Here is a 25,929-nt window from a genome sequence, read left to right on the forward strand (position 1 = left end):
CGCGGCCCCGACGACCATGGTGCTCACGCCGAGATCGGCGGGCGGCTGCCCAGGACCCGTTGCATCCAGGCGGTGGGATCGACCAGCTCGGCGCGGGTCGGCAGCGCCGCCGGTGACTCCCAGACGGTGTTGAAACCCGTCACCCCGGCCTGCGCGACCACCGCACGCACGAACGCCCCGCCCTGGCGGTACTGCTGCAGCTTGAGATCGAGACCGAGGAGCCGGCGGACGAACCGGTCGATCGGCGATCCCCCGCCGCGGCGACCCTCGAACTTCGTCCGGATGTCGGCGACGGTGGGTACGATCTTCGGCCCCACCGCGTCCATCACCTGGTCGGCGTGGCCCTCCAACAACGTCATGATGGCCTGGAGGCGGTCGAGAACCGCTCGCTGGGCCGGGGTCTGCAGCGCCTCCACGACGCTCGGGCTGTCGGCCTCCCGGTCGAACACCGCCCCGCGCAGCGCGCTCATCGCCGAGCGGACGCGGTCCGCGAGGACGTCCGGATCGAGGTCCGTGGCCTCAATGAACGCGGTGATCTCGGACTCCAGGTGGGTCCGCAGCCACGGCACGGCGGTGAACTGACTGCGATGGGTCTGCTCGTGCAGGCATACCCACATCCGGAAGTCTCGCGGCACGACCCCCATGGCCGCCTCGGCGTGCGCGATGTTCGGCGCGACCAGGCTGAGGCGCCCGACCGACCCCGGCACGTCGGGCGGACCCGGATCGTCCCTCCCGGCCTGGTACTCCTCCGGCGGGAGGAAGACCTCGTACTGGCCCAGCACCTTGCCGGCCAGATAGGCCAAGGCTGTGCCGATCTGGACCCCGGTGACCCGCCGACCGACCGCCGCGGCGAGGTTGCCGCGCTGCTGTTCGGACAGTTTGCCCAGCAACGGGGAGGTCAGCACCCGCAGACCGGCGACGTTGGAGCGGACCCACTCCAGCCGGTCCACCACGGTGATGGGGGTGGCCGGCCCGGCGGGAGTGAGCCGGGTGTAGTCCTCGACGTGCCGCTCGGCCTCGACGGCCAGTCGCCGCAGCTCCGAGACGACCTCGCCGGCCTGCTCCCGCGAGATCTGCGGGCCGGGGCGAACCAGTTTCCTCGCCGTCGTCACGGCGAGTTCCCAGTCGACCAGCTCGGCGTCCACGAATCCGAGCGTACCGGGCTCGCCCGTCGTCTGGGTCCGATCATGAACCGTGCCGAGAACGGGATGGGACGCGCCGGGGCGCCGACGGTCCTGCTCAGGTCGGTGGGCGCGATGCTGCCGGTGGGCGCGATGCTGCCGGTGGGATCGCCACGGTCGTCGACCGGGCCGGGGTGCATCCGCAGCCGGTGAGCGCCGCGGCTGCCCGGTCGAGGGCGGCCTTGGTGCTGCCCGCCTCCTCGGCGGGCGAGAGGAACGCGAAGAGGAGCAGCCTGCCGTCCGCGTCGACGAGCTGGCCCGCGAGGCTGCTGACGTTGTGCAGAGTGCCGGTCTTCGCCCGGACGTCACCCGCTCCGATGGCGGTGTCGCCAGTGGTGTAGCGGTCACCTAGCGTACCGGAGAACCCGGCTACCGGCAGCCCCGTGAGAATGGTGCGCAGCGCCGGCCGACCGGGGAGGACGGCGGCGCGCAGGATGGCCACAAGGGTCATGGGCATGATCAGGTTTGCGATGGACAGGCCGCTCACGTCGGCCAGTGCCATCCCTGCGACGGGGAGGCCCGCCTCGGCGAGGACGTCCCTCACCGCGCGGGTGGCGCCGGTGAACGAGGCGGGCAGGCCCCGCCGATGGGCGACGAGCCGTCCCAGGCTCTCGGCGAGATCGTTGTCTGACTGGGTGAGCATGCGTTCGACCAAGACCCGCACCGGCGGGCTGTAGACCGCCGCGACCCGTTGTGCGGCCGGGTCCGCCGGGCCGGTGGCCACCGATCCGACGGATACTCCGGCGGTCATGAGCGCCGCGGCGAAGGCCGTGGTCGCGGCGGCGGCCGGGGTGGGGCTGCGCGGTCCGACGGCTTCCGGTGCCGACCGTCCGGCGTCGACCTCCAGCGCCGAGACCGGGGCGACGTCCCCGTCGGTCACGTAGTTGTCGCGCCATCCCGGTGCCCGGTCCGGACCGACGAACAGCCCTCCATCGCCGATCACCCGAGCCGCCGAGGTGATACCCGCGGCCCGGACCTGAGCGGCGAGATCGCTCAGCCGGGCCAGAGCCGGATAGCCGCCGGGCGCGGTGGAGGCGGTCAGGGTCGGATCTCCGCCGCCGACGAGCCACAGTGTTCCGCCTGATGTGCGGGCGTTCCCGCCCGCGGGCGGGCTGTAGACCACGGTGGTCCGCAGCCGGTCGTCGGGGAAGGTGGTCAACGCGGCCGTGGCGACCGCGGTTTTCAACGTGGAGGCCGGTGCCACGGGGATGCGGGACCGGACGTCGAGGAGCACCCGACCCGACTGTGCGTCTATGACGAAGGCCGCGGGCCGCGCCAGAACGGGATCACCCAGCGGGCCGGCGAGGCGGGCCGCCACCGCCGCGGGCTGCGGGATCGGCGCGGCCGAATCGAGACCGCCGAGCACCGCAGCGCCCGCGCGGTCGGACCCGCTGCCGGCGAGTTCCGCGGCTGATCCGGTGGTGGGACCGACGGACAGGGACCCGGCGAGCAGCGCGCCGGCCAGGGCGGTGAGCCCCCCTACCCGGGCGACCGGTGCGGCTGACGTCACTCACCGACACTACGCAACCAGCGGGCGGTCGGCGACGGCGCGGCGGGTGAACCCGGATCCGTCGCCGCCGGCCTGCCCGGCGGTGTCCCGCCGCGACGGGACACCGGGGGTGCGACGGGACACCGGAGGTGTCGTGTCGGCGGGCGGCGCTGGTACGAAGAAGGCCCCACCGGGCGTGTCGCCGGTGCCCAGCATGGTTTCGGTGCCCGGGAGATCCGGCGGTGGAAACGTGGTGGTGCCGGTGCGGTTCGGGTGGGAGTGGTTCGGGTGGGAGGCGGCGTCCGCGACACTAGGTGCGCCGTCGTGGGTGTGACGCCTCGTTGTGGTCACTGGGGTGGGTGGCCCGCGCCCCGGGCGGAGCACGTCCACCGCCTGGCAGAGCACGACGTACGGCACGAGCACGACGTACTGCGCCACGAGCACGACGTACGGCACGAGCACGACGTACTGCGCCACGAGCACGGTACGGCTCGAACGAGCACCATGTGACAAACGGCGATCGCTCCGGTGCGGACCGGGCGAAGACGAAGGAGACAGGGAGCGGAGTGGACCTTGAGTTCGATGTGACCATCGAGATCCCCAAGGGGCAGCGCAACAAGTACGAGATGGATCACCACACCGGCCGTATCCGGCTTGACCGGATGCTGTTCACCTCCACCCACTACCCGTCGGACTACGGGTTCATCGAGGGAACCCTCGGGCGCGACGGTGATCCGCTGGACGCCCTCGTCCTGCTGGAGGAGCCGACGTTCCCGGGCTGCCTGGTGCGGTGCCGGACGATCGGCATGTTCGAGATGACCGACGAGAAGGGGCCGGACGACAAGGTTCTCTGCGTGCCGGTGGCCGACGTCCGGCAGGAGCACCTGCGGGATCTGCGGCACCTGCCGGAGTTCGACCGGTTGGAGATCCAGCACTTCTTCGAGGTCTACAAGGACCTCGAGCCCGGTAAGTCGGTGGAGGGCGCATCCTGGGTGGACCGCAAGGAGGCTGAGCGGGAGATCCTGGCGTCCATCAAGCGGCTGCGCGAGGCGGAGGCCGCGGAGGCGGACGGGCACGACCAGGAGGCCGAACCCAGGTCGGCCTGATCCCTCCGTCCGGCTTGTGGTATCCGTGACGACCTGTCCCACGTCCCAAGCGGGGTGGGACAGGTTCAGGAACCCACGGGATGGGCCCGGGGCGGGAGCCGGCCCGCCGCCGGGCCGGACGTGCCGGCTATGACGGTTACCTGGCGCGTAATGATCGTGCGAGCGGAATCGGGGAGTGAGCCGGAGGCGGGGATTGAACCCGCGACCTATCGCTTACGAGGCGATTGCTCTGCCACTGAGCTACTCCGGCGAACGGCCAGGACCGCACTGGCCCGGGTCGAGTATGCCAGATGCGTGGGCGGGCTCGACCCGGCGGTGGTTCGGTGGCTGTTCGCGGGCCGAGATGCCCGCCGTCGCCCCGGATCCCAGCCGTCCACGGTGATGCCACCAGTGGCGGGCACGGTCTGGAATGCCTCCGTCTCAGGCTGTCATGGCGAGGGATGTGCTATGTCGTCAAAATGGCCCTGAGTCGGCAAATTATCTTCTTTATGTCACATTTAGTTAGTTTTGGGTGCTGCAACACCGTAAATCGCCACCCCCGGTCGCAGTGGTTCCGATGAGGATGCGTAGGGTTTCGCACCATGACCGGGGCCGGAGACGCTGCACCAGCAGCGACGACGCGAGGAGCCTCGCTCCTCGTCGCTGAGGACGATGAGGCATCTCGCATAGCACTTGCGCGCAGCCTGGAGAGATTCGGTTATCGGGTGCTGGAGGCCGCGGACGGCGAGGCCGCTCTTCGGCTCTTCCAGACCACCGAGATCGATCTGGTGGTGCTGGATGTCGCGATGCCCAGGATGGACGGCTTCGCCGTCCTGAGCCGCCTCCGCCAGACCAGCGAGGTTCCGGTGATCATGCTCACCGGGCGGGCCGAGGAGGTCGACCGGGTGGTCGGCCTCGAGTTGGGCGCGGACGACTACGTCGTGAAGCCCTACTCGCTGCGAGAACTGGTGGCCAGGGTGCGCGCCCGGCTTCGCCGACGGCCGGCGGAACCGCCGCCGCAGCGCACCGGGGACGGCAGCGACCCGCTCGTCTACGGAGACGTCTCCATCGACCTGCGGGCCCGCGAGGTCGCCGTCGCCGGGGAGCGCATCGATCTGACCGCGCGCGAGTACGAGCTGCTGGCCTTCCTCGCCCGGCATCCTCGGCGGGTCTTCAGCCGGGAGGAACTCCTCGAGCAGGTGTGGGGCACGCGGTTCCAGGACCCCGCCACCGTCACCGAGCACGTCCGGCGGGTACGAACCAAGGTCGAGGGTCGTCCACCGCAGCGCCGGCTGGTCACGACCCTGCGCGGGATGGGCTACCGCTTCGACCCGTGACGTCCTTCCCGCAGGGCCGTCGTTTCCCCTCCTGTCGTCGTTTCCCCTCCTGTCGTCGTTTCCCCGCCGGCTGTAGAGGTGCTGCCCGGGGGGGAGCATCCCGCCAAGCCACCGGGGTGGGCGGTGTCGTGGACCCGCCGGGAGGCGCAGACATCCGCGCGGTCGCACGAGGTCCGGCCCCCGCCGTCGAGAACCACGACCACCTGCTGACGCGGAACATCGTGCCGCACGACCCGGCCCGCACCGTGTGGGGTCGTCGCCCGGTCTCCGACCGCGGGCACGGCTTCGGCGAACTCCTCGTAGAGGGGATGTTCGTAACGCAGGCAGCACATCAGCCGGCCGCATGCCCCGCTGATGCGCATCGGATTGAGGGCGAGGTTCTGCTCCTTGGCCATCCGCAGGCTCACCGGCTCAAAGTCGTTGAGAAAAGTGGCGCAGCACAGGTCGCGGCCGCAGGAACCGATCCCGCCCTGGACCCGGGCGCTGTCGCGGGCGGACAGTTGCCGCAGCTGGACCCGCGCCACCAGCGTCCGGTTGAGATCCCGCACCAGTTCACGGAAGTCGACGCGGCCTTCCGCGCTGAAGTAGACCGTGTAGCCGCCGGTGGCCATCACGTGGTCAACACCGACGATCTTCATCGGCAGGTCATGCTCACGGGCCAGGCGGCGGGCCGCGACACGCGCCCGGGCGCGTCGGCGCCGGGAGACCTGCTCGCGCTGGATGTCGGACGCGTCGGCCATCCCGACGAGCACCGGCAGGTCGCCGATGTCGTCGCTGACCCACTGGGGCGCCCACATGCAGGTGGCGACCTCGGGGCCCTCCTCGGTGGGGACGAGCACCCGGTCGCCGACCCGGGGGCTGCAGGAACCAGGATCGGCATAGTAGAGCTTGCCCCGTGGGGAGAACGCCACCGCGCACATCATCGGCATCCGACCGGTCACCTCCCTGCGCCCGCCGGGTCCCGCCCGGGCGGACCTGGTCGAAGGGCATGTCCGCGTCGCGATCAGGATATGCCCGGCCTTCCGCCCAGACAGGCCATTACGCCGGTTCGTCCCCACCGCCGGTCGCCGGTCGCCGGTCGCCGGTCGCCGGTCGCCGGTTGTCAGGTGTCGCGCAGCGCGAGGGTGAGCGACTCCACCGCGAGCAGTGGGACGAGGCCGGGATTTCTGGCCAGTGACGCCCGGGTCGCGAGGACAGCCTCCAGCCGGCGCAGTGTCTGTTCCGGAGTGCAGGCCGCGGCGTATCCGGCGGCCTCGACGCAGTGATCAGGATGAATCGCGTCGACACCGGCGCCGAGCTGTTGGACCAGGACATCCCGGTACAGCCCCGCGAGGTCCACCAGGGCCCGATCCAGCGCATCGAGGACGGTGCGGCGACCTCGGCTCTTCTGGGTCCGCTCCAGCTCCTTGAGCGCCCCCGCGGCACCCCGCACCACCATCGTCCGGCCCTTGGCCCCCGCCTTCGGGGCCCGCGCGGACCTGGACTTCCCGCCGACCGCCGTGGCACCGACGCCGAGCGCGGTTTTCAGCGCCTCGGTCTCCACCTCGTCGCGTTCCGCATTCGCGGCCTCCGCGTCGGCGTTCGCCGCGCTCACCAGATCGGCCGCCGCGGCCAGGCAGTCACCGACCCGGCCGAGCCGGGCCGGGATACGCAACACCGCCGCCCGGTTGGCCCGGACCCGCTCATCCGAGGCGAGCCGGCGCGCCAGGGCCAGATGACCCTGGGAAGCCCGCGCCGCCGTCTCGGCGACCTGCTCGTTGACTCCCTCGCGAACCAGCGCGTCGCGGACGTCCGTGGCCGAGGGCAGCCGTAGCGCGACCGTCCGGCAGCGGGAACGGATGGTGGGCAGCACGTCCTCCACGGAGGGGGCGCAGAGCAGGAACACCGCCCGATCCGCCGGCTCCTCGAGGGCCTTCAGCAGGGCGTTCGCCGCGGCCTCGGTGAGCCGGTCCGCATCGGTGATCAGCAGGATGCGCCAGCGGCCGGCCGTCGGGGCGCTGGCGGCGTCGCGTACCAGCGCGCGCACGTCCTTCACACCGAGCGAGAGCCCCTCCGGTTGCACGGTTCGCAGATCGGTGGCCGTGTCGGTGAGCACGGTGTGGCAGCCGGTGCACTCGCCGCAGCCCGGCGGCTCGTTCTCGCAGGTGAGGCTTGCGGCGAAGGCGCGCGCCGCGTCCTGGTGACCTGCCCCGGCGGGTCCGGTGAACAGCCACGAGTGCGTCATCCCGGCACGGGCGGCAGCCGGCGCGCCGCCTCCACTCGCGAGCCCGGCACTCGCGGCGGACGCCGCGGCGCTCAGCGCCGCGACCACCGCGTCCTGCCCGACAAGCGTCTCCCAGACCGTCACCGGGCCATCATCCCCGAGCCACGCCGGTCCGGAGCGCGTCGGTCAGAGCACACCGAGCAGGACGGCTGGCCGATCGATGCGGCTGGCCATGAACGAGCGGATCTCGGCGTGGATCTCCTCCGGTGACCGCGTCGCGTCTAGCGGAAGGTAACGATCGGGCTCCTTCTGCGCCAGCCGACGGAACGTGTCGCGTACCCGGCCCTGGAAGGTCAACTTCCCGGCGTCGTCCGCCTCGGCCGGGCCGTCCGGCGGCCCCGGCGGCCCCGGCGGCGGATCAGGATACGCGGTCATCCGCGCGCGGCGCAGGACGATCTCGGCCGGCAGATCCAACAGGACCGTGACGTCGGGAAGCAGCGCGTGCGTCGCCCACTGGGTGAGGACGGACAGCTCGTCGGTGCTGAGGGCCTGGCTCACGCTCTGGAAGGCGATGAACGAGTCGACGTAACGATCGGTGATGACGATCGCTCCCCGGGCCAGCGCGGGTTCGATCACCTGCGCGACGTGTTCGGCGCGGTCCGCCGCGGTCAGCAGCGCCTCGGTCCGGGGGTGCAGCCGTACCGTCGGGTCGAGGAGCAGTTCTCGCAGGCCCGTTCCCAGCGCGGTGCCGCCGGATTCGGAGGTCACCACCACCTCCCGGCCGGAGGAGGCGAGCCACGTTCGTAGCAGCTCCACCTGTGTGCTCTTGCCGGCGCCATCGATGCCCTCGATCGCGATGAACAGGCCGGTGCGGCGGGGACGTGTGGCCGCCGGCCGCCGGCCGCGCAGCGCGTTCCACAGCTCGGGCCAGACCGCGGCTCCGGTCGGGTCGTCCATCTGCCGATAGGAGAACAGGCCGACCGCGACGGCGAGCAGACCGCCGGCGAGCAGGACCGCGGTGACGCCGTCCGCGCGGACGTTGATGTCGCCCCACAGATGGATCCTGTGCGAGCCGATGAGGCCAACCAGGCCGGGCGCGGCGGCGAGCACGAGCAGCAGGTCGATGCGGACCAGCGACTGCACCAGGGCGAAGGTGCGCCCCCGCAGCTCGTCGGAGACCTCGGCCTGGAGCAGGGTGTATCCGGTCACCCAGGCCACGCCGGCGAACGCCCCCACCGCGACCACGAGGATGCAGGCGATGACCAGGTTCGGGATGATCGCGACGATCACCAGGGTGATACCCGCCCCGGTCACGCAGACGCCGAACAGGCGGGTCCGACTGTAGTCGCCGAGCAGCTTGGGACCGGCGGCCATGCCGGCGGCGAGGCCGACGAACACCGCGCCGAAGAGCACCCCGTACGCGGAGTCGCCGCCGCCCAGGATCTCGACGTAGAGCCGGCCGAGGGCGATGACGCAGCCGGCGCCGGCGAACCCGCCCAGGATGCCCACGACGAGTCCGCGGACCAGTTTGTCCTGGCCGACGTAGCGCCATCCCTCGGTGATGGAGGCCAAGAACCCGGGCTCGGGGCCGGTCTCCGGCCGCGCGGCCCGTCCGATGCCCTTCAGTCCCCAGATCACGATTGCCGAGCCGAGGAACGTCGCCGCGTTGAAGTACAACGCGAGGTCGACCGAGGAGTCATGGAAGAACGACACGCTGGAGCCGAGCGTCCGTGAGATCGTCGCAAGCATCGTGAAGATCGTCGCGGCGATCGGGGCCGTGCCGTAGGTCATGATCAGACTGAGGGTGTTGGCGGCCGCGAGCCGCTCCTTGGGCACCAGGTGCGGGACGCTCGCGTCCTTCGCCGGCGCCCACACCAGGGTGACCGCCTCCACCAGGAACGATGCGATGAGCAGCCACTTGAGCGTCCCGATGATCGGGATCGACATGAACAGCCCGAACCGCATGACGTCCGTCACGACCATGGTCAGCCGGCGGTCCAGCCTGTCGGCGAGGGCACCGGCGAGTGGGCCCAGGATCAGGGCCGGCATCAACCGGACGATCAGCAGCGAGCCGATGGCGTACGCCTGCCCGGAGAAGCTCTCCTGGAGCTGGGTCACCAGTGCGGTGGTTGCCAGCAGACCCATCCAGTCACCCAGGCTGGACAGGCTGAGCTGAATCCACATCCGGCGGAACGCGGGGATCCGCAGGACGGCCCGGATGTCGCTGTCGCCTCCGGCGGCGATGGTGGACGGCATTGGCGGCGAGGGAACCGTCGTCACCGGATGCCTGCTCGGCGAGCGGCGGACCCGCGGTCGCCGGACGGGCCAGGGTGGGCGCCGCCCGGCGTCCCGAGATCCGGCTGCATGGTCGGTGGCCACAGGGTCTCCTCCGGACGTCTCGACCGGGGTGGTGGACCTGCCGGTCACATTGGACGACTCTGCGTTACCAGATGTGGTCTCCGTGTCGCCGATGGTGAACGCCGTAACCTCGGAAACCACCCGGGGCGCGTCCGCTTCTCCAGGTTCTCCAGGGCTCCTACCGATCGGCAGCGCCATCAGTCCGTCCGGCGGGTGCCACTGGACGACGAGCTACCGGAGTCATCGGAGCCATCGGAGCCGCCGCCGTCGTCCGTCACCGTCCGGGCGGTCTTGGACCTGGCGGTGCCGGTCTTCGCGGTGCCGGTCTTCGCGGTGCCGGTCTTCGCGGTGCCGGTCTTCGCGGTGCCGGACTTCGCGGTGCCGGACTTCGCCGTACCCGGCTTGGCCTTGGTGGTTTTCGGGCCGGTCTTGGCGGTGCCGGCTTTCGCGGTGCCCCGGGCAGGACGCTTCGCGGTGGCCGGTCCGCGGGCCCGACGGTCTGCCAGCAGCTCCGCGGCACGCTCATCGGTGATCGTTTCGACCGTGTCGCCCTTGCGCAGACTGGCGTTGGTCTCACCGTCGGTGACGTAGGGGCCGAACCGGCCCTCCCGCACCACCATCGGTTTGCCGCTGGCCGGGTCGGTCCCGAGCTCGCGCAGCGGCGGGCTCTGCGCGGCCTGGCGCCGACCGCGGGCCTTGGGCTGGGAGAGCAGCGCCAAGGCCTCGTCCAGGGTCACGGTGAACAACTGATCCTCAGATTCCAACGACCGACTTTCGGCACCCTTCTTCACGTATGGGCCATAGCGGCCATTCTGGGCGGTGACCTCCTCCCCGTCATCCCCCGCACCCAGAATGCGCGGAAGGGTGAGCAACCGCACGGCGTCGTCGAGGGTCAGCGTCTCCAACGACATGCCACGCAGCAGACTGGACGTGCGCGGCGGGTCAGTGTCGGTGGTGACGTAGGGGCCGAAGCGACCCGCCTTCGCCGTGATGGTCGCCCCCGACGCCGGGTCGATTCCCAGCATCCGGTCGCCACTGGGCGCGGCCAGCAGCCCCAGCGCTTTGTCGACGGTGAGTTCGTCCGGTGCGAGATCGTCCGGCACGCTGGCACGGCGCTCCCCGTGCTGGACGTAGGGGCCGTAGCGGCCCACCCGGACGACCAGCAGGGTGCCGTCGTCGGTCTCGCCGAGGGGGATCGAGTTCACCTCGCGGGCGTCGATCTCTCCGAGCCGCTCATTGACCAGGTGCTTCAGCCCGTCGGCGGCCGGGTCGGTGCCGTCGCCGGTTCCGAAGTAGAAGCGGGTCAGCCAGTCGGTCGAGGCGGCCGTGCCGGCGGCGATGTCGTCGAGGTCGTCCTCCATCGTCGCGGTGAACCGGTAGTCGACCAGCCGGGTGAAGTGGTCCTCCAACAGGCCGACGACGGCGAACGCGACGAAGCTCGGCACCAGGGCCGAGCCCTTCTTCCACACGTAGCCGCGGTCCTGGATGGTGCCGATGATCGAGGCGTAGGTGGACGGCCGACCGATCCCGAGCTCCTCGAGCGTCTTGACCAGGCTGGCCTCGGTGAAGCGCGCCGGCGGACTGGTGGTGTGCCCGCGGGGGGTCAGCGAGCGGGTGGTCAGTGGGTCGCCCTGCCGTACGTCCGGCAGCCGCCGCTCCCGGTCCTCCAGTTCCGCGTCTGGATCGTCGGCGCCCTCGACGTAGGCGCGCAGGAAACCGGGAAAGGTGATGACCTTCCCCGATGCCGAGAACTCGGCGTCCTCCCCAGCGGACGAGGTCGCGCCGAGCCGGATCGTGGCGCTCGTGCCGCGGGCGTCCGCCATCTGGCTGGCCACCGTCCGCTGCCAGATCAGCTCGTAGAGCCGGTAGGAGTCGACGTCGAGCTCGCCACGAACCTCACCCGGGGTCCGGAAGTGGTCCCCGGCGGGTCGGATGGCCTCGTGGGCCTCCTGCGCGTTCTTGACCTTCTTGGCGTACGTGCGGGGGCGTGCCGGCACGTACTCCGGCCCGTACAGGCTCGCCGCCTGCGCGCGGGCCGCGGTCAGGGCGGTCTTGGACAGGTTCGTCGAGTCCGTCCGCATGTAGGTGATGTAGCCGTTCTCGTACAGCCGCTGCGCCACCTGCATCGTGCGCTGGCTGGAGAAGCGCAGTTTGCGGCCGGCCTCCTGCTGCAACGTCGAGGTCATGAACGGTGGGTACGGCGAACGGCGGTAGGGCTTGGTCTCCACCGAGCGCACCGTGAATGCGGCGTCGGCGAGCCGCTCGGCCAGCGACCGGGCGGTGGCCTCGTCCAGCCGCGTCACCCCGGAGGAGACGAGCTGCCCCGTCGGGGAGAAGTCACGACCCGTCGCGATCCGGTTGCCGTTCAGGGCGATCAGGGTTGCCGGGAGCGGGGTCTTCTCGACCCCGTCGCCGCGGATGGACCCGGCGCCGGGTCCATCCGGCCCGGATCCCGGTGTGCCGTCCGCGCCCGACCACGCCTGGCGGGCGACGGTCGCCCCGAACAGGCCCTCGATGTTCCAGTACTCCGCCGAGTGGAACCGCATCCGGGCACGTTCCCGCTCCACCAGGATGCGGGTCGCCACGCTCTGGACCCGGCCCGCCGACAGCCTCGGCATGACCTTCTTCCACAGCACGGGAGAGACCTCGTAGCCGTAGAGACGGTCCAGGATGCGACGCGTTTCCTGAGCGTTGACCAGGTTCTTGTCGATATCGCGCGGATTGTCGACGGCCCGCTGGATCGCCTGGGGGGTGATCTCGTGGAACACCATCCGCTTGACCGGCACCGTCGGCTTCAGTGTCTGGAGCAGATGCCAGGCGATGGCCTCGCCCTCGCGGTCCTCGTCCGTCGCGAGGTAGAGCTCGCTGGCGTCTTTCACGAGCGCCTTGAGCTTGCTGACCTGCGGTTTCTTGTCCGGCGTCACGATGTAGAGCGGTTCGAAGTCGTTGTCGACGTCGACGCCGAGCCGAGCCCACGGCTTGCCCTTGTGCGCGGCCGGGACATCGGCGGCACTGCGCGGGAGGTCACGGATGTGCCCGATACTGGATTCGACCTGCCACCCCGGACCGAGATAGCCGGCGATCGTCTTCGCCTTCGCCGGCGATTCCACGATCACCAGGCGGTTGCCCGGGCCGGAGCCGGTGGCGCGGCTGCCGTGGGCGCCGGTGGCTCCGCCTGAGCCGTTCGCCGAATGGCCAGCCTCCGTTCGCCCGTTCGCCGTCCGGCTGGTGGCGCCGGCGGGTACGTCGGCCGATGCCTCGCTCGAGCCGGTCTCCGGCGGGAGCCCGGCCTCGGTGGGCTCGGCGACCGGTGCGGATGACCGCGCGGTCGCCCGTGTCGTCGTCTTCGTGCGCGCTGGCACTTCTCTCCTCGGTGCGACGTGCTCGTTTTAGTGCTCTGTGGGGCGAAAGCGTAGGTTGCTTCTACGGAGCGTAGGTCTCGAACATGGCGGATGTTGCGGAGGCGGAGCGCGTTACTGGATCTGGCGGGGGCGGCGCGGGTGTCCGGCGGACGGTGGTCGTGCGGGCGGCGGCCGTCGGAGTGAGAGCGGTGCCTCGCAGCACCGTACGCCGCCATTCCGTCTCGCGGATCCTCCCGTCCGGGTATGGCGACCGTAGCCCGACGCTCACCCACTGCTTCCCCGATCCGACGTGGGTGGCACGGATGGTCCGCTGGCGCATCACCCGGCCCACGGGCGGTACCCGATCCCGATTCCGAGGTTCCATCGGTTCTCGAGGTTCCATCGGTGTGAAACAGCGCCGCCGACCCGCGTGGCCTCGTGCGAGCCGCGGGGGTCGGCGGTGGCGGAGCGATGTGGGTCAGGCGTTGATCTTTTCGCTGGGAGCCGGTGTCGGTTGTGTCATATCGGGCACATCGTTGATCATTGAGCTCCGTCGTCTGGAGATGATGATCACGGCTGCGATGGCGGCGAGGGCGGCGAGGGCGACACCGATGCGCAGCCCCGTGTTCTCGTCCGCGCCCACCGAGTACTTTACGACCGTCGGAGCGATCAGCAGGCTGACCAGATTCATCACCTTGAGCAGCGGGTTGATCGAAGGGCCGGCGGTGTCCTTGAATGGATCTCCCACGGTATCGCCGATCACCGTGGCCGCGTGGACCTCCGAGCCTTTTCCGCCGTGGTGGCCGTCCTCGACCATCTTCTTCGCGTTATCCCAGGCCCCGCCGGAGTTCGCGAGGAACACGGCCATCAGCACGCCGCCGGCGATGGCGCCGCCGAGGAACGCACCGAGTGGCGGGTATCCCAGGCCGAAACCGACCGCGATTGGGGCGAGAACCGCCAGCGTTCCCGGTGTAATCAGTTCGCGGAGCGAATCGCGGGTGCAGATGTCGACGACCGCACTGTAATCCGGCTTCTCGTCGCCGGTCATGATTCCAGGCCTGGACCGGAACTGGTTGCGTACCTCCAGGACGACCCGCCCGGCCGCGCGGCCCACCGCATTGATCGCGAGCCCGGAGAACAGGAAGACCACGGACGCACCTATGGTGAGCCCGACCAGCGCGTCGGGGTAGGCGATGTTCAGGCCGCCAACGATGCCCCGACCCGCCTCGGGCAGCGCTCCGGCGTCGCGGAGAGCCGTCGTGACGGTGTCGGTGAACGAGCCGAACAGCGCCGAGGCGGCGAGCACCGCGGTGGCGATCGCGATGCCCTTCGTGATCGCCTTGGTGGTGTTGCCGACGGCGTCGAGCGAGGTGAGGATGGCCGCACCCGCCTCGTCCATGTCGCCGGACATCTCGGCGATGCCCTGTGCGTTATCGCTCACCGGCCCGAAGGTGTCCATCGAGACGATGACACCCACCGTCGTCAGCAGACCGGTCCCCGCCAGCGCCACCGCGAACAGCGCGATCGTGACGCTGCCGGAGCCGAGCAGGTAGGCGCCAAAGATCGCGGCACCGATGAGCAGCGAAGAATAGACCGCCGACTCCAGACCCACCCCGATTCCGGCGAGGATGTTGGTGGCTGGTCCGGTGAGCGACGCCTTTGCGATGTCCCGCACCGGCCGGCGGCCGGTCTCGGTGAAATACCCGGTTAGCAGCTGAATGGCGGCGGCGAGCACGATCCCGATCAGGACCGCGCCGATCGCGATCACTCGTGGATTACCGGACTGGGTGCTTCCCTGCATCCCGGGGAAATCGGCGAAGCTCGTCGGGAGGTAGAGCAGTGAGACGGCGACGACGCCGATCGCGGACACCACCGCGGAGATGAAGAAACCCCGGTTGATGGCGGACATTCCGGTGCGGTCACCGGCCCGCGGCGACACCGCGAAGATTCCGATGACCGCGGTCACAACCCCGACCGCCGGGATGAGCAGGGGGAACACCAGGCCGCGTTCGCCGAACGCCTCGACCCCGAGAATCAGCGCCGCGACGAGCGTCACCGCATAGGATTCGAACAGGTCGGCGGCCATGCCGGCGCAGTCGCCGACGTTGTCGCCGACGTTGTCGGCGATCGTCGCGGCGTTGCGGGGATCATCCTCGGGAATCCCCTGTTCCACCTTGCCGACCAGGTCCGCCCCGACATCGGCGGCCTTGGTGAAGATCCCTCCGCCTACTCGCATGAACATCGCGAGCAGAGCGGCGCCGAATCCGAATCCCTCCAGGACCTGGGGGGCGGTGTCCCGGAAGACGAGGACCACGGCCGCCGCCCCCAGGAGTCCGAGACCGACGGTGAACATCCCCACCACCCCCCCGGTGCGGAAGGCGATGCGGACGGCGGCTCGTTCCCCTCGGGTCATGGCGGCGGCGGCAGTGCGGGTGTTGGCCCGGGTCGCCAGCGACATCCCGACGAATCCGACCAACGCGGAGAAGATCGCACCGACCACGAAGAAGATCGACCGACCGATCTTCGCTCCAGTGTTCTCGGCTGGCAGGAGCAGCAGTACGAAGGGGATGACGACGACGAATCCCGCGAGTGTGGTGAACTGCCGTCTGAGATAGGCGGCGGCGCCCTCCTGGACCGCCCGGCCGACCTCCACCATCCTCGGGGTGCCTGGACTCGCCGCCAATACCTCACGAACCAGATAACCGGCAACAAGCAATGCGAGGGCTGCGACTATCGCCACACCGGCGACCAGGCCGAGGGCTCTGCCGCTAAGGTCAATTCCAGAGCCCTCGGCCTGTAGGGCTTGGATCGAGGACATGGCTCCTCCCGGTCTGCTCTGTGCGCCCTCCGTGAGGGTGCCGGTGCTCTCGGGCGCCCTTTCGGCGGTCGCCACGGCATCGAGACGGTCACGGCCACGCGCCGCATCCGGCGGCGCTTTGGGCGAGATCGGTCGGTTCTTCCCATTTCCAAGCATCTGACCGGTCTCACGGGGAGCACCAAGGGAATCACGGATGGTTGGATCAGTCGTCCATGAGATGCGGCGGAGTCTATCCACACGTCTGTGACGTGCGCTCGTTTTTCAGCAGCGGCGGCCCGGGTCGCGTGCTCTCGGGTACCTCTCACCGCCCCGGCGATAATCCGGAAACGGATCGATTCAGGAATATTCGGCATAAAAAGATCGCTCGTGCTGTTACTGACATGGCAGACTGGCGCCGTGGCTCCACCTCCATGTCAGGTTCCATGTGCCCCACCTTCGGAACCTGGCGCGGGGCACATGGCGGCACGGTCGGAGGCTGGAACAGTCGCCGGGCCCAGGCAGGGAGACCGGAGAGGTCCTACACCGCGGATTCGCAGGGGTCCGATGTGGCGCCGGTGTGCCAGGTCATCGCGACAACCGTACCCACGCCGTCGGGGCCACGCCTGATCTCGATCTCGTCGACGAGTCCCTCGATGAGGGCGAGTCCGAGCCCCGGTGGGAAACCAGAGTTGTCCGCCGAGGGATCGTCGTCCGCCGGTTCCGCCCAACCCGGCGGCTGAGTCGACTCGGATCCGAGTTCGAGCAGGGTGGTCGCGGTGACGAGGCCACCGTCCGGACCGGGGGCGACCTCGTCTCCGGTCCGGCCGCAGTCGGCCACCGTGATGGTGAAGGAATCGGCGCCATCGGTGAGCGCGACATGCACCGGGGCCTGCGGCGCATGCCTGCGGTTGACGCGCACCGCTCGGGTGCATGCCTCCGTCACCGCAAGTTTGATCTCGTCGGCCGCGCTGACCGGAACTCCCGCGCGCCGGCTGACCGCCGTCGCGATCATCCTGGCGGTACGAACGTGCCCGTTCAGTGCAGCGAACCGCAGCTCAACGGTGGGCATACGGCGGGCCTGCCTTTCGCGAAAGAGTGATGTCCGGCTCAGTCGCTGGCGGCAAGGGCTTCCTCGATGGAGGAGTGGATGGGGAAGACCTTGGTCAGGCCGGTGATCCGGAAAATCTTCAGGATGCGCTCCTGAGTGCAGACCAGACGCAGCGAACCCTCGTGCGCACGCACCCGCTTGAGCCCGCCGACGAGGACCCCGAGGCCCGTCGAATCGAGGAACTCGACGCCTTCCATGTCGACGACGAGGTGGTATGACCCCCCGGACACGAGATCGATGAGCTGCTCGCGAAGCTTCGGCGCGGTGTAGACGTCGATCTCGCCGCCCACCACCACGACCGTGTGGTTGCCTTCCTGGCGTGTCGTGAGGGACAGGTCCACGGATCCTCCTTGTGTGCTTCCGGCCGTCCCGTGCTTCGGGCGACCGACATCACGGCGCCATTACCCTCCCACGAGGAGGATCAATCCGGTGTGCCGCGACACAGATCGCGGGTCCGGTGTTGCGGCATCGCCGGCTGATGACGTCTGATGAAATGTATCCCCGATCTTGGCGCTCGTGTGGGGGTCGACCGACTGCATCGGCGGTTTCGGCGCAGCTGGTCCCGCGGGGACACTCCGTGGTCCGCCTGTCGTCTTGTCATCGGCCTCGCTGTCCGTAGCCACGCCGAGATGATCCCCGGCCCGGGGGCCCGGGGGCCCGAGAGGGCGATGTTCGGGGGGTTCGTCCGGCTGAGGGGCGCCGTGACCGCGTCGAGACGCATATCCTCGATCGTCGTGGGCTCGCCGGTGGATGTCGACGGCGCGGACACGGTCCTTGCCGGGCTGCGCCGCGACGTGCGACGAGCGCGGTGCATGACGCACATCGAGCGTGTCCCGGCTCGGGACGGCTGCCCGGCGCCATGGCCGGACTGGATCGATCCGGTCCTGCGGGGACGGTGGACGGCCGCCGGGATCGCGAGCCCCTGGAGCCACCAGGCGGCTGCCGCCGAGGCCGCATACGCCGGGCGCAGCGTGGTGCTGGCGACCGGCACGGCCTCGGGTAAGTCGCTTGGCTATCTGATGCCGGTGCTGTCCCGGCTGCTCGCCGAGCCCGGTGCCCGGGCACTCTACCTGGCGCCCACGAAGGCGCTGGCCCACGACCAGCTCAGAGCCGTGCGGTCGCTGCGGCTCACCGGTATCCGGGCCGCCGCGTTCGACGGGGACACGCCGGCGGCCGAACGGGACTGGGTCCGGGCGCATGCCGGCCTGGTCCTGACCAACCCCGACATGCTCCACCGTGGCATCCTGCCCTTCCACCGGCGGTGGACCCAGTTCCTGCGCGGCCTGCGTTACGTCGTCGTCGACGAGTGCCACGGCTACCGAGGGGTGTTCGGCGCACACGTGGCCGCGGTGATCCGCCGGCTGCGGCGGATCTGCGCGCGCTACGGGACCGATCCGGTGTTCCTGCTCGCGTCCGCGACCGTCGCCGATCCCGGGGTCTCGGCCGCACGGCTCACCGGCGTGGAGGTCGAGGTGGTCGACGTTGACGGATCTCCGCGGGGGCCACTGGACTTCGTGCTCTACGAACCTCCGCTGCTCACGACCGGGCAGAGCTCGCCGGACCGGGAGGACCCGACCTCCGCGCCCGGCCCGGGCGAGAACGGCGCCCCCGTCCGCCGGTCGGTGACCGCCGAGTCCGCGGACCTGCTGACGGACCTCGTCGCGGACGGTGTGCGCACCCTGGTCTTTGTCCGCTCGCGACGGGCCGCCGAGGTGGTGGCGGTGACCGCCCGCCGCGAACTCGGTCGGATCGCCGCAGACCTCGCCGACCGGGTGGCGGCGTATCGGGCCGGCTACCTGCCGGAGGAGCGACGGGCCCTGGAGGAGGATCTCCGCTCGGGCGCCCTGCTCGGGGCGGCCGCGACGTCGGCACTCGAGCTCGGGGTGGACATCAGCGGGCTGGACGCCACCGTCACCGCCGGTTTTCCCGGCACGCTCGCCTCGCTCTGGCAGCAGGCCGGACGCGCCGGGCGGGATGGCCGGCGATCGCTGGCCGTGCTGGTCGCCCGGGACGATCCGCTTGACACCTACCTGGTGCATCATCCCGAAGCCGTCTTCGGACGGCCGGTGGAGGCCAGCGTCTTCGACCCCGACAATCCCTACGTGCTCGCTCCGCACCTGGAGTGCGCCGCGGCCGAGCTGGCGCTGACCGAGGCGGATCTGGCGTTGTTCGGACCGACCGCTGCGTTCGCCGTCAACGACCTGGTCCGCCGAGGCCGGCTGCGCCGCCGGCCCACGGGCTGGTTCTGGACGCAACGGGCCCGGCCGGATGTGGACATCCGAGGGGCGGGAGGACCACCGGTTCGCATCGTCGAAGCGCGGACCGGTCGGCTTCTGGGCACCGTGGACGCCGCGACCTCGCACACGACGGTGCACGCTGGCGCGGTCTATCTCCACCAGGGATCGAGCTTCGTGGTCGAGGACCTCGACCTCGAGGAATCCGTCGCGTTCGTATGCGAGTCGGCGCCGGAATGGACGACCACCGCGCGTGACCACACCGACATCAGGGTGGTGGAGTCGTCGCGATCCCGGGTGCTGCCCGACGTGGAGGTGCACCTCGGCGTGGTCGAGGTCACCAGCCAGGTCGTCGGATACCAGCGGCGGCTGATCGCGACGGGCGAGGTACTCGGGCAGGAGCCTCTCGATCTGCCGCCGCGTCAGCTGCGGACCCGGGCCGTCTGGTACACGCTGTCCGACGACCTGCTTGCCCGAGCCGCGATCGAGCCTGCGGATGTCCCCGGTGCCGTCCACGCCGCCGAACACGCGGCGATCGGTCTGCTCCCGCTGTTCGCGACCTGTGACCGTTGGGATATCGGCGGTGTCTCGACCGCGCTCCATCCGGACACCGAACGCACCAGCGTCTTCGTCTACGACGGACACGCCGGCGGGGCGGGTTTCGCTGAACGGGGATTCCTCCGAATCGGTGCCTGGCTGGCTGCGACCCGGGACGCGATCGAAGCGTGTGAGTGCCCGGCGGGCTGCCCGTCGTGCGTCCAGTCGCCCAAATGCGGAAATGGCAATGAGCCGCTCGACAAGGCGGCTGCCTGGCGGCTCCTCGCCGCGGTGACCGCCATGATCGGCTAGCCCCGTGACCACTTCGCCGCGGCGTGGTTCCCCCGCGACCGGACCCGGGTATGTCGACCAGATCGGCTTTTCTCCGTCGTTTATACCAACGTCCATGGTTCTGGAGGTCTCGGTGGTAACCGTCGGTGTCGTGCTGTTGCTGGTGGCTGGAGTTCTCACCGCGGATCTCGTGTTGGAGAACAGCGGTCACACCGAAGTCCTGATCATGGGACAGATACTCTCGTTCGACACCTGGGGCCTGTTCGTCCTCGGCCTGGCCACGGGAGTGCTGGTAGCGGCCGGCGTGCAGCTCTTCCTGCAGGGCCTCGCGCGGGATCGCCGCCGCCACCGGATGGAACGCCAGCGCGCCCGGGAGATGGAGGCGCTGGTGCGTTCCGCGCCGGCCGCGCCGGCCGCTCCGCCCGCGCCCGCCACCGGCGGCCCCCGGTCCGTCGAAGCCGCCACCGGCGGGGCGCGAACCCGGACGGCCCCGCCCGAGGCGCGCCCGGCGGCCGCTCCGATGCCCGCGGCCGTCCCCACCGCGGCGTCCTCGGGCCAGATCATCACCCATCCCCACCGGGGCGACCGGATCGTCGCCCGCGTCGCTGATCTGCGGCGCCGTGACAGTGGCGGTGATGCGGCGAGCGGCGCCGCCCAACCTCGCGAGGGCGTCCGTTCCGGAACCGGGTCGTCCACGCCGACCGGGAAGTAGACACCCTCCGCTCCTCCCCACGGCCCGGCACGGGCGCGGGCGGACAGCTCCGGGAGCGGGCCGAGTACCGCCGGTAGGCGCGCGAGGACCGTCACCTCGACGGCGTTGCCGTCGACCCGGCAGGCTGCCAGCCGCGCCCCGTTGGCTGCGCTGACCTCGTCGGCCCGCGCGCACACCGTCCGCTGGTCGGCGGGCGGCATCGCAGCGGCCGCGAGGGCGGCGAGATCCGCCGCTCCAGCGGCCCGCTGCCGGACCGCGCTGATCACCGTCACGGTGAACGCGACGCTCACCAGCGAGAGCAGCGCGAACAGGACGGCCAGCAGCCATACCGTCGCGGACCCCGCATCGGGGGCCGCGACGGACGGCGCTACCCCCGGCTTGACGGTCGGCAGCGTCCTCAGCCGGCGCGCCCCGCTCACGGCACCATCCGGGCCGGGCATCCGGTGGGGGCATCGGACGGAAGATCGACCGTCGCCTCGACGGGGGTGACGGCCCGCGCCGCCACCTCGATGCCGGGAACCAGCCGGCTGACGCCGATGCCACCGACGTGCACCGACACCTGTACCTCGAGCCGACCCGCGCCGCGGTGCAGCGTCACGGTGGAGCCGACGGGTGCCGCCTGGATCACCATGGTGTGCACGGCCGAATCCGGCTCCCCCCTGGCGGCCAGGCGGGCGCCGATGCGTGCCGCGTCGGCGCATCGGGTCTGGGCCGCGACGGCACCGAGCATCCAGGCAGCCAGGAAGAAGACGACGAACAGTGAGGGCAGGCCAATCGCGAGCTCGGCGGTGGCCTGGCCGCGGTCCGACCCGCGGACGGATCTCCCACGTCGGTGGGTCACCGGCCGCGGCGGCCGCTGGGAGGAGCGCACAGGCATCACGGCCGCGCTCAGAACGCCACGGTCAGCGCGCGCTGCACCACCGAGGAGACCAGCGACCGGGTCGCGGAGCTCGATACCACCGCGTAGAGGACGCCGGCGAACGCCACGGCCGCAAGCGTGCCGACCGCGTACTCGGCGGTGGACATGCCGTGGTCGCGGGCCTGGACGGCCGGGCGCCACACGCTGAGAAGCCGCCGGGACACCGGCCATCGCGACAGGCGTCGGCACGAGGAGCGGGCTGCCAGGAACATGAGAACTACCTCCGGGACGGGGGAGGATCGGGATCGAGCGATGGGTCAGACCTGGGCGCTTGGCGCCGCGGTGGCAGCTGGATGATCGGGACTTCAGGCCGGCAACAGCGCGGGGACGGATCCGAGGACCATGGGGACCACTCCGAGCAGGAGAAAGGCGGGAAGGAAGCACAGGCCCAGGGGCGCGACCGCCAGGACACCTGCCCGACGAGCCGCGGCGATGCTCTCCGCGTGGGCTTCGTCCCTGGCACGATCGGCCAGTCGGGTGAGAGTGGCGGCGAGCTTCGCCCCGGACATCTCCGCGCGATCGAGCGCCATGATCGCTGCCCGCACCATCCTGGCCCGCCGGGACGGCGGCGTCACGCGGCCGCGGCGAGCCCATCCGGGCAACCGGTCGGTGAGTCGGGGAGCATGACTCGCGGCCACCAGTCGCTCGCATGCGGCGCCCACCGTGGCGCCCGCCGCGAGTGCATCGCCCACGGAGCACAGTTCCGCGCCCAACACGCCACCGGTGGCGGCGCCGACGGCCCGCGCCGCCGACATAATGGTTTCCCCGCTGCGTAGACACGCCGCGATCAGGTCCAGGGCCAGGGGAAAGTCGGCGAGGAACCGGTTGTGCCCCGCCACGGCGGAGGTCGGGGGCGCGAGGCCCGTTGCATCCACGGCCACCGGCTCTCCCCGTCGCTCCACGCCGTCCGCCAAGCGGCGAAGCCAGCGGACTCCGACCAGGTCGGCGAGCCCGCCCACGAGCAGGCATCCGATCCCCGCCGGCGTGCCCAGCAGCACCGCAATCGGCGCTGCTCCCGCGAGCGACCCCAGGACGATTCCGGCCAGCGGAAGCGAGGCCACCAGCCGTCCGGATGACCGGGGCCCGGCCAGTGCCGAGGTCAGCTCGCCCGCCCGCACCGCGTCGGCGCGGGCGACCGCCGCGAGCATCGTCGCGACGGGCGCCAGCCTTGCGCCGACGGCCGCGCAGACCTGGTAGGCGACTCCGAGCTGCCGCAGTGATGACGCCTCACTGCGGCACAACAACGCACCGGGCTCCTCCGTCCGGTCGAGCGCGGCACCGAGCTGGTCGATGGGCAGCCACGCCGATCGTCCCGCCGGTGCCGCAACGAGTTCGTCGATGCCGCCCGCCGCCCGGCGTAGGGCCTCGAGCTGGGGTGCGCCGGCGTCGAGCTCGGCCGCGAACGCGGCGAGGAGGTCTTCCGCGGACTGGCGGACCGCCACCTGCCTGCGCCGCTCCAGTGACCGCCGTCGCGCCCGGGCGAGACAGCAGAGCAGCACGGCCATGACGCCCGCAGCCACCGGTCCGGAGGCCAGCGTGAGCAGGACGGCACCGAGGACCAGGCCGATTCCTGAACCGATCATGGTTCCGGTCCTCGGCCGGGTGACTGCGATGGTTGCCGGGACGGTCCCCACGCGCTCGAGTACGGTCATGCTCGCCTCCGCACCTGCGACCCGGCGTCAACCAGGGCTGGAAGCGAGACACCGCGCACGTCCAGCAGGTCACGCAGGATCGGCAGACCCTCCGCCGGCGTCGGGTCGCAGGCGCGCAGGGCTGGCCCGTTCCGGGAAGGTGCGGCAGGAACGACCAGGGCCGGCACGACCTGAACCAGTCCGCTGTCCGTCTGGCGGAACACCCCGATCGCGCAGACCCGACGGCGGCCGTCGGCCTCCCGGCAAAGATGAACGGCGGTGTGGAGCGCTGCCGCGATATGGCTGTGGACCGCGGGGCGGGACAGCCCGGCGAGGGCGGCGAGAGCCTCCAGGCGGGTGGGCAGCGCACTGGTGTCGTTGGCGTGCACGGTGCTCAGCCCGCCCTCGTGACCGGTGTTGAGGGCGACGAGGAGATCGAGCACCTCGGGGCCGCGGACCTCGCCGAGCACCAGCCGATCCGGGCGCATGCGCAGCGCCTGGCGGACCAGATCGCGCTGGGTCACCTCGCCAGCGCCCTCGATGTTCGGCGGGCGGGCCTCGAGCCGCACCATCCCCGGACGGTCCATGACGAGCTCGGCGGTGTCCTCCACCAGCACGATCCGTTCGTCGGGGCGCACCGCTCCCAGTAGTGCGGCAAGCAGTGTGCTCTTGCCCGAGCCGGTGCCCCCGGTCACCACGATCGCAAGTCGGGCGCTCAGGACCGCGTGCAGCACGCCCGCCACCGCCGGGCTCATTGTTCCGGCGAGCACGAGTTCGTCGAAGGTGAAGGGGCGACGCCGGGTCCGTCGCAGCGACAGGCACGTACCCTGCACCGCGATCGGTGCCAGAACCGCGTGCAACCGGGTTCCGTCGCGCAGTTGCACGTCAGCGAAGGGCATCGCGGCGTCCAGGCGCCGCCCGGCCGTCGCGGCGAGACGAACGGCCAGGCGCCGCACCGCTTCCTCGTCCGCGAACGCGACCGAGGTACGGATGAGCCGGCCCCGGCGTTCCACCCAGACCTCACCGGGCCCGTTGACCAGGACATCGGTGACGTGCGGATCAGCGAGGAGGGGATCCAGCGGGCCGGCTCCGGGCGGCTCCGCGGGTGCGGTCACCGGTTCTGACGGTTCGAGCGGTTCCGATGGAATTGCGGACGGCGGTGAAGATCGTGTGGAGACCGCGGGCCTCGCGGCCGCTCGGGCAGCCGGTGAGGCCGTGTGACCTGTGGCGGGGAATGGGGACCTGCGTCGCTCGCCGAGCCCGGTCATGACCAGGCCTCCGGATCGGGCCACACCCGTGGCCCGAGAACGCAGAGGCGGGTCAGCAGCTCCTCGCTGAGGCGATCGATGGTGTTCCTGTCGGCTGAGCCGCCGTAGCGGTCGCGAGTGGGAACCGAACGGTGCCGTCGGCTGCTGATCACCCCGGCCAGTGGCACGCCGAGCATCGTGGCGATTGCCTCCGGGGTGAGGCGGTCGGACGGGTGCAGCCGGACGACGGCGCGCACATCGGCGGACCGGCGGATGGCGGCCGAGCAGACACGTTCGGCCGCCACGATCGACGGCAGGTCCGCGGGCGTGACGATCAGCACCGTCTGGCAGGTCCGCAGGGCCACGGTGGTGCCCGCGTCGACTGCGGTGGCCGCCGGATTCCCTCGGCCGGGGAGATCCAGGATCACCAGGTCGGACGTGCAACGAGCGGTCGCGAGCAGGGTGGCCATCGTCGCCGGGGGAACGGCTGGGCTGACGGCGGGATCCCAGGACACCACGGAGAGGTCACCCCGGCGGGGCAGCCGGTCGGACCAGGCGATCGGTCCGACCGGGCCGCTCCCGTCCATCTGGTCATGCTGGTCGTGGCGCGTGGGAAACAGCGGCGCCAGACTGGAGGTCTCCCCGCCAGGGAAGGCACCGGACATGGACGGCACGAGGCGGGTGAAGGCGGGGGCGAGCCCGCCACCGTGCGGATCCGCGTCGATCAGCATCGTGCGCAGGTCGTGCCTCAGCCCGGCCAGGGCCAGCGAGACGGCCAAGGTGGAGGCTCCCGTCCCGCCGCGGCCGCCGATGATGCCCAGCGTCACCGAACGATGCCGATCGAGGCCGTCGAGATCGCTGAGGAGGTCGACCAGCCAGGGCTCGGCTTCGGGAAGGAAGACCACGTGATCGGCGCCGATGCGCACGGAGGCGTCCCACACCCGGCCGTCGTCGACGTGTCCCCCGACCAGGACTACATGCCGTCGATCGGGCAGCGTGGCCGCGATGCACGGCTCGACCTCGTCCATTCCGACGATGACCAGGGGAGCCGACGTCCAGTTGCGGCGCACCGCGCTCATCTCGGCGGCGACCGTCATCGACACACCGGCGGCCGCCGCAAGCCGCAACAGATCGTCGAGCAGGTCGGGAATGGCGGTGACGATGAGCGGGCGTACGACCGGACCGTGGTTCTCCGCGGCGGTCAGCAGGGGCGGAGCAGGGGACATGGCGGCCTCGTTCCCATCGGGGTCGGGGAAGACGTGGTCTCACCATGCGCCGGGACAGGCCCTGTGGATGACCGCCCTCCACAGGGCCTGAAGATGTTCTGATGGAGGTTTCGACCTGCCGAGACCTGCCGAGGCCGCAGGCCGGGAACGCGTGGCTGCCGCCCACGTGGCAGGAGGGGGCGGCAGCCCACGCAGGGGTCCGCACCGAGTGGTTCATACGGGCAGGTTCGTTG

General features: G+C 71.0%; 19 protein-coding genes and 1 tRNA gene. 3 read left to right on the plus strand and 17 right to left on the minus strand.

The genetic code is table 11. The features are described from left to right. Nucleotides 1-23 precede the first annotated feature (23 nt). The 3 genes from BMG523DRAFT_RS09065 to BMG523DRAFT_RS24385 all read right to left on the minus strand — a co-directional run bounded on the left by BMG523DRAFT_RS09065 (nucleotide 24) and on the right by BMG523DRAFT_RS24385 (nucleotide 3,153). Nucleotides 24-1,145, minus strand: a complete 1,122-nt coding sequence (locus tag BMG523DRAFT_RS09065; RefSeq protein ID WP_011438666.1) for a zinc-dependent metalloprotease — start codon at nucleotides 1,143-1,145, stop codon at nucleotides 24-26. A gap of 94 nt (nucleotides 1,146-1,239) precedes the next feature. Further along, nucleotides 1,240-2,691: a D-alanyl-D-alanine carboxypeptidase/D-alanyl-D-alanine-endopeptidase gene (dacB, locus tag BMG523DRAFT_RS09070; protein ID WP_011438665.1), complete on the minus strand. Its 1,452-nt coding sequence runs from the start codon at nucleotides 2,689-2,691 to the stop codon at nucleotides 1,240-1,242. Nucleotides 2,692-2,700: 9 nt separating this feature from the next. Further along, entirely contained in the window at nucleotides 2,701-3,153 is a 453-nt protein-coding gene (locus BMG523DRAFT_RS24385) for a hypothetical protein (RefSeq protein WP_043590878.1), read from the minus strand. 83 nt (nucleotides 3,154-3,236) lie between these two features. On the opposite strand from BMG523DRAFT_RS24385, the gene BMG523DRAFT_RS09080 reads away from it, so the two are divergent. Then, nucleotides 3,237-3,776, plus strand: a complete 540-nt coding sequence (locus BMG523DRAFT_RS09080; protein WP_011438664.1) for an inorganic diphosphatase — start codon at nucleotides 3,237-3,239, stop codon at nucleotides 3,774-3,776. A 178-nt stretch (nucleotides 3,777-3,954) separates the two neighbouring features. On the opposite strand, the gene BMG523DRAFT_RS09085 is transcribed toward BMG523DRAFT_RS09080, so the two are convergent. Further along, nucleotides 3,955-4,026 (minus strand) — tRNA-Thr (locus BMG523DRAFT_RS09085). Between the two features lie 331 nt (nucleotides 4,027-4,357). On the opposite strand from BMG523DRAFT_RS09085, the gene BMG523DRAFT_RS09090 reads away from it, so the two are divergent. Next, complete coding sequence (locus BMG523DRAFT_RS09090; protein ID WP_011438663.1) at nucleotides 4,358-5,092, plus strand: response regulator transcription factor; 735 nt, start codon at nucleotides 4,358-4,360, stop codon at nucleotides 5,090-5,092. On the opposite strand, the gene BMG523DRAFT_RS09095 is transcribed toward BMG523DRAFT_RS09090, so the two are convergent. The 7 genes from BMG523DRAFT_RS09095 to BMG523DRAFT_RS09125 form a co-directional block, all read right to left on the minus strand. Next, a complete protein-coding gene (locus BMG523DRAFT_RS09095; protein WP_011438662.1) occupies nucleotides 5,074-6,021 on the minus strand; it encodes a regulatory iron-sulfur-containing complex subunit RicT in 948 nt (315 codons plus the stop codon). The genes BMG523DRAFT_RS09090 and BMG523DRAFT_RS09095 overlap by 19 nt on opposite strands. Nucleotides 6,022-6,194: 173 nt before the next feature. Beyond that, the gene (locus BMG523DRAFT_RS09100; protein WP_011438661.1) at nucleotides 6,195-7,439 is read right to left on the minus strand and encodes a DNA polymerase III subunit delta'; all 1,245 of its coding nucleotides are present in this window, start codon (nucleotides 7,437-7,439) and stop codon (nucleotides 6,195-6,197) included. Nucleotides 7,440-7,481: 42 nt separating this feature from the next. After that, nucleotides 7,482-9,551, minus strand: coding sequence for a dTMP kinase (tmk, locus tag BMG523DRAFT_RS09105; protein WP_308726856.1), 2,070 nt, complete (start codon nucleotides 9,549-9,551; stop codon nucleotides 7,482-7,484). A gap of 299 nt (nucleotides 9,552-9,850) precedes the next feature. After that, nucleotides 9,851-13,015, minus strand: coding sequence for a type I DNA topoisomerase (topA, locus tag BMG523DRAFT_RS09110; RefSeq protein WP_043590880.1), 3,165 nt, complete (start codon nucleotides 13,013-13,015; stop codon nucleotides 9,851-9,853). Nucleotides 13,016-13,472: 457 nt separating this feature from the next. Beyond that, nucleotides 13,473-15,812, minus strand: coding sequence for a sodium-translocating pyrophosphatase (locus tag BMG523DRAFT_RS09115; protein WP_011438658.1), 2,340 nt, complete (start codon nucleotides 15,810-15,812; stop codon nucleotides 13,473-13,475). A gap of 517 nt (nucleotides 15,813-16,329) precedes the next feature. Further along, nucleotides 16,330-16,860, minus strand: a complete 531-nt coding sequence (locus tag BMG523DRAFT_RS09120; protein WP_011438657.1) for an ATP-binding protein — start codon at nucleotides 16,858-16,860, stop codon at nucleotides 16,330-16,332. 38 nt (nucleotides 16,861-16,898) lie between these two features. Continuing rightward, nucleotides 16,899-17,240 carry an STAS domain-containing protein gene (locus tag BMG523DRAFT_RS09125; protein WP_011438656.1) on the minus strand — a complete coding sequence of 114 codons (342 nt, stop codon included), beginning with the start codon at nucleotides 17,238-17,240 and terminating at the stop codon, nucleotides 16,899-16,901. 471 nt (nucleotides 17,241-17,711) lie between these two features. Here BMG523DRAFT_RS09125 and BMG523DRAFT_RS09130 point away from each other — a divergent pair, with 471 nt between their 5' ends. Next, a complete protein-coding gene (locus tag BMG523DRAFT_RS09130; protein WP_349256647.1) occupies nucleotides 17,712-19,982 on the plus strand; it encodes a DEAD/DEAH box helicase in 2,271 nt (756 codons plus the stop codon). A 186-nt stretch (nucleotides 19,983-20,168) separates the two neighbouring features. Here BMG523DRAFT_RS09130 and BMG523DRAFT_RS25875 read toward each other — a convergent pair whose 3' ends face one another. The 6 genes from BMG523DRAFT_RS25875 to ssd all read right to left on the minus strand — a co-directional run bounded on the left by BMG523DRAFT_RS25875 (nucleotide 20,169) and on the right by ssd (nucleotide 25,696). After that, a complete protein-coding gene (locus tag BMG523DRAFT_RS25875; protein WP_235463008.1) occupies nucleotides 20,169-21,092 on the minus strand; it encodes an Rv3654c family TadE-like protein in 924 nt (307 codons plus the stop codon). Further along, on the minus strand, nucleotides 21,089-21,550 hold the full coding sequence (locus BMG523DRAFT_RS09140) for a TadE family protein (protein WP_023840726.1): 462 nt from the start codon (nucleotides 21,548-21,550) through the stop codon (nucleotides 21,089-21,091). The genes BMG523DRAFT_RS25875 and BMG523DRAFT_RS09140 overlap by 4 nt, the downstream gene beginning before the upstream one ends. 11 nt (nucleotides 21,551-21,561) lie before the next feature. Continuing rightward, complete coding sequence (locus BMG523DRAFT_RS09145; protein ID WP_023840725.1) at nucleotides 21,562-21,804, minus strand: DUF4244 domain-containing protein; 243 nt, start codon at nucleotides 21,802-21,804, stop codon at nucleotides 21,562-21,564. A 93-nt stretch (nucleotides 21,805-21,897) separates the two neighbouring features. Continuing rightward, entirely contained in the window at nucleotides 21,898-23,175 is a 1,278-nt protein-coding gene (locus BMG523DRAFT_RS09150) for a type II secretion system F family protein (RefSeq protein WP_235186875.1), read from the minus strand. A gap of 65 nt (nucleotides 23,176-23,240) precedes the next feature. Continuing rightward, a complete protein-coding gene (locus tag BMG523DRAFT_RS09155; protein WP_043590894.1) occupies nucleotides 23,241-24,491 on the minus strand; it encodes a TadA family conjugal transfer-associated ATPase in 1,251 nt (416 codons plus the stop codon). Next, nucleotides 24,488-25,696 carry a septum site-determining protein Ssd gene (gene ssd, locus BMG523DRAFT_RS09160; RefSeq protein ID WP_011438650.1) on the minus strand — a complete coding sequence of 403 codons (1,209 nt, stop codon included), beginning with the start codon at nucleotides 25,694-25,696 and terminating at the stop codon, nucleotides 24,488-24,490. The genes BMG523DRAFT_RS09155 and ssd overlap by 4 nt, the downstream gene beginning before the upstream one ends. Nucleotides 25,697-25,929: the final 233 nt, after the last annotated feature.

It is taken from the genome of Frankia sp. BMG5.23, assembly GCF_000685765.2.
GTDB lineage: Bacteria > Actinomycetota > Actinomycetes > Frankiales > Frankiaceae > Frankia > Frankia casuarinae.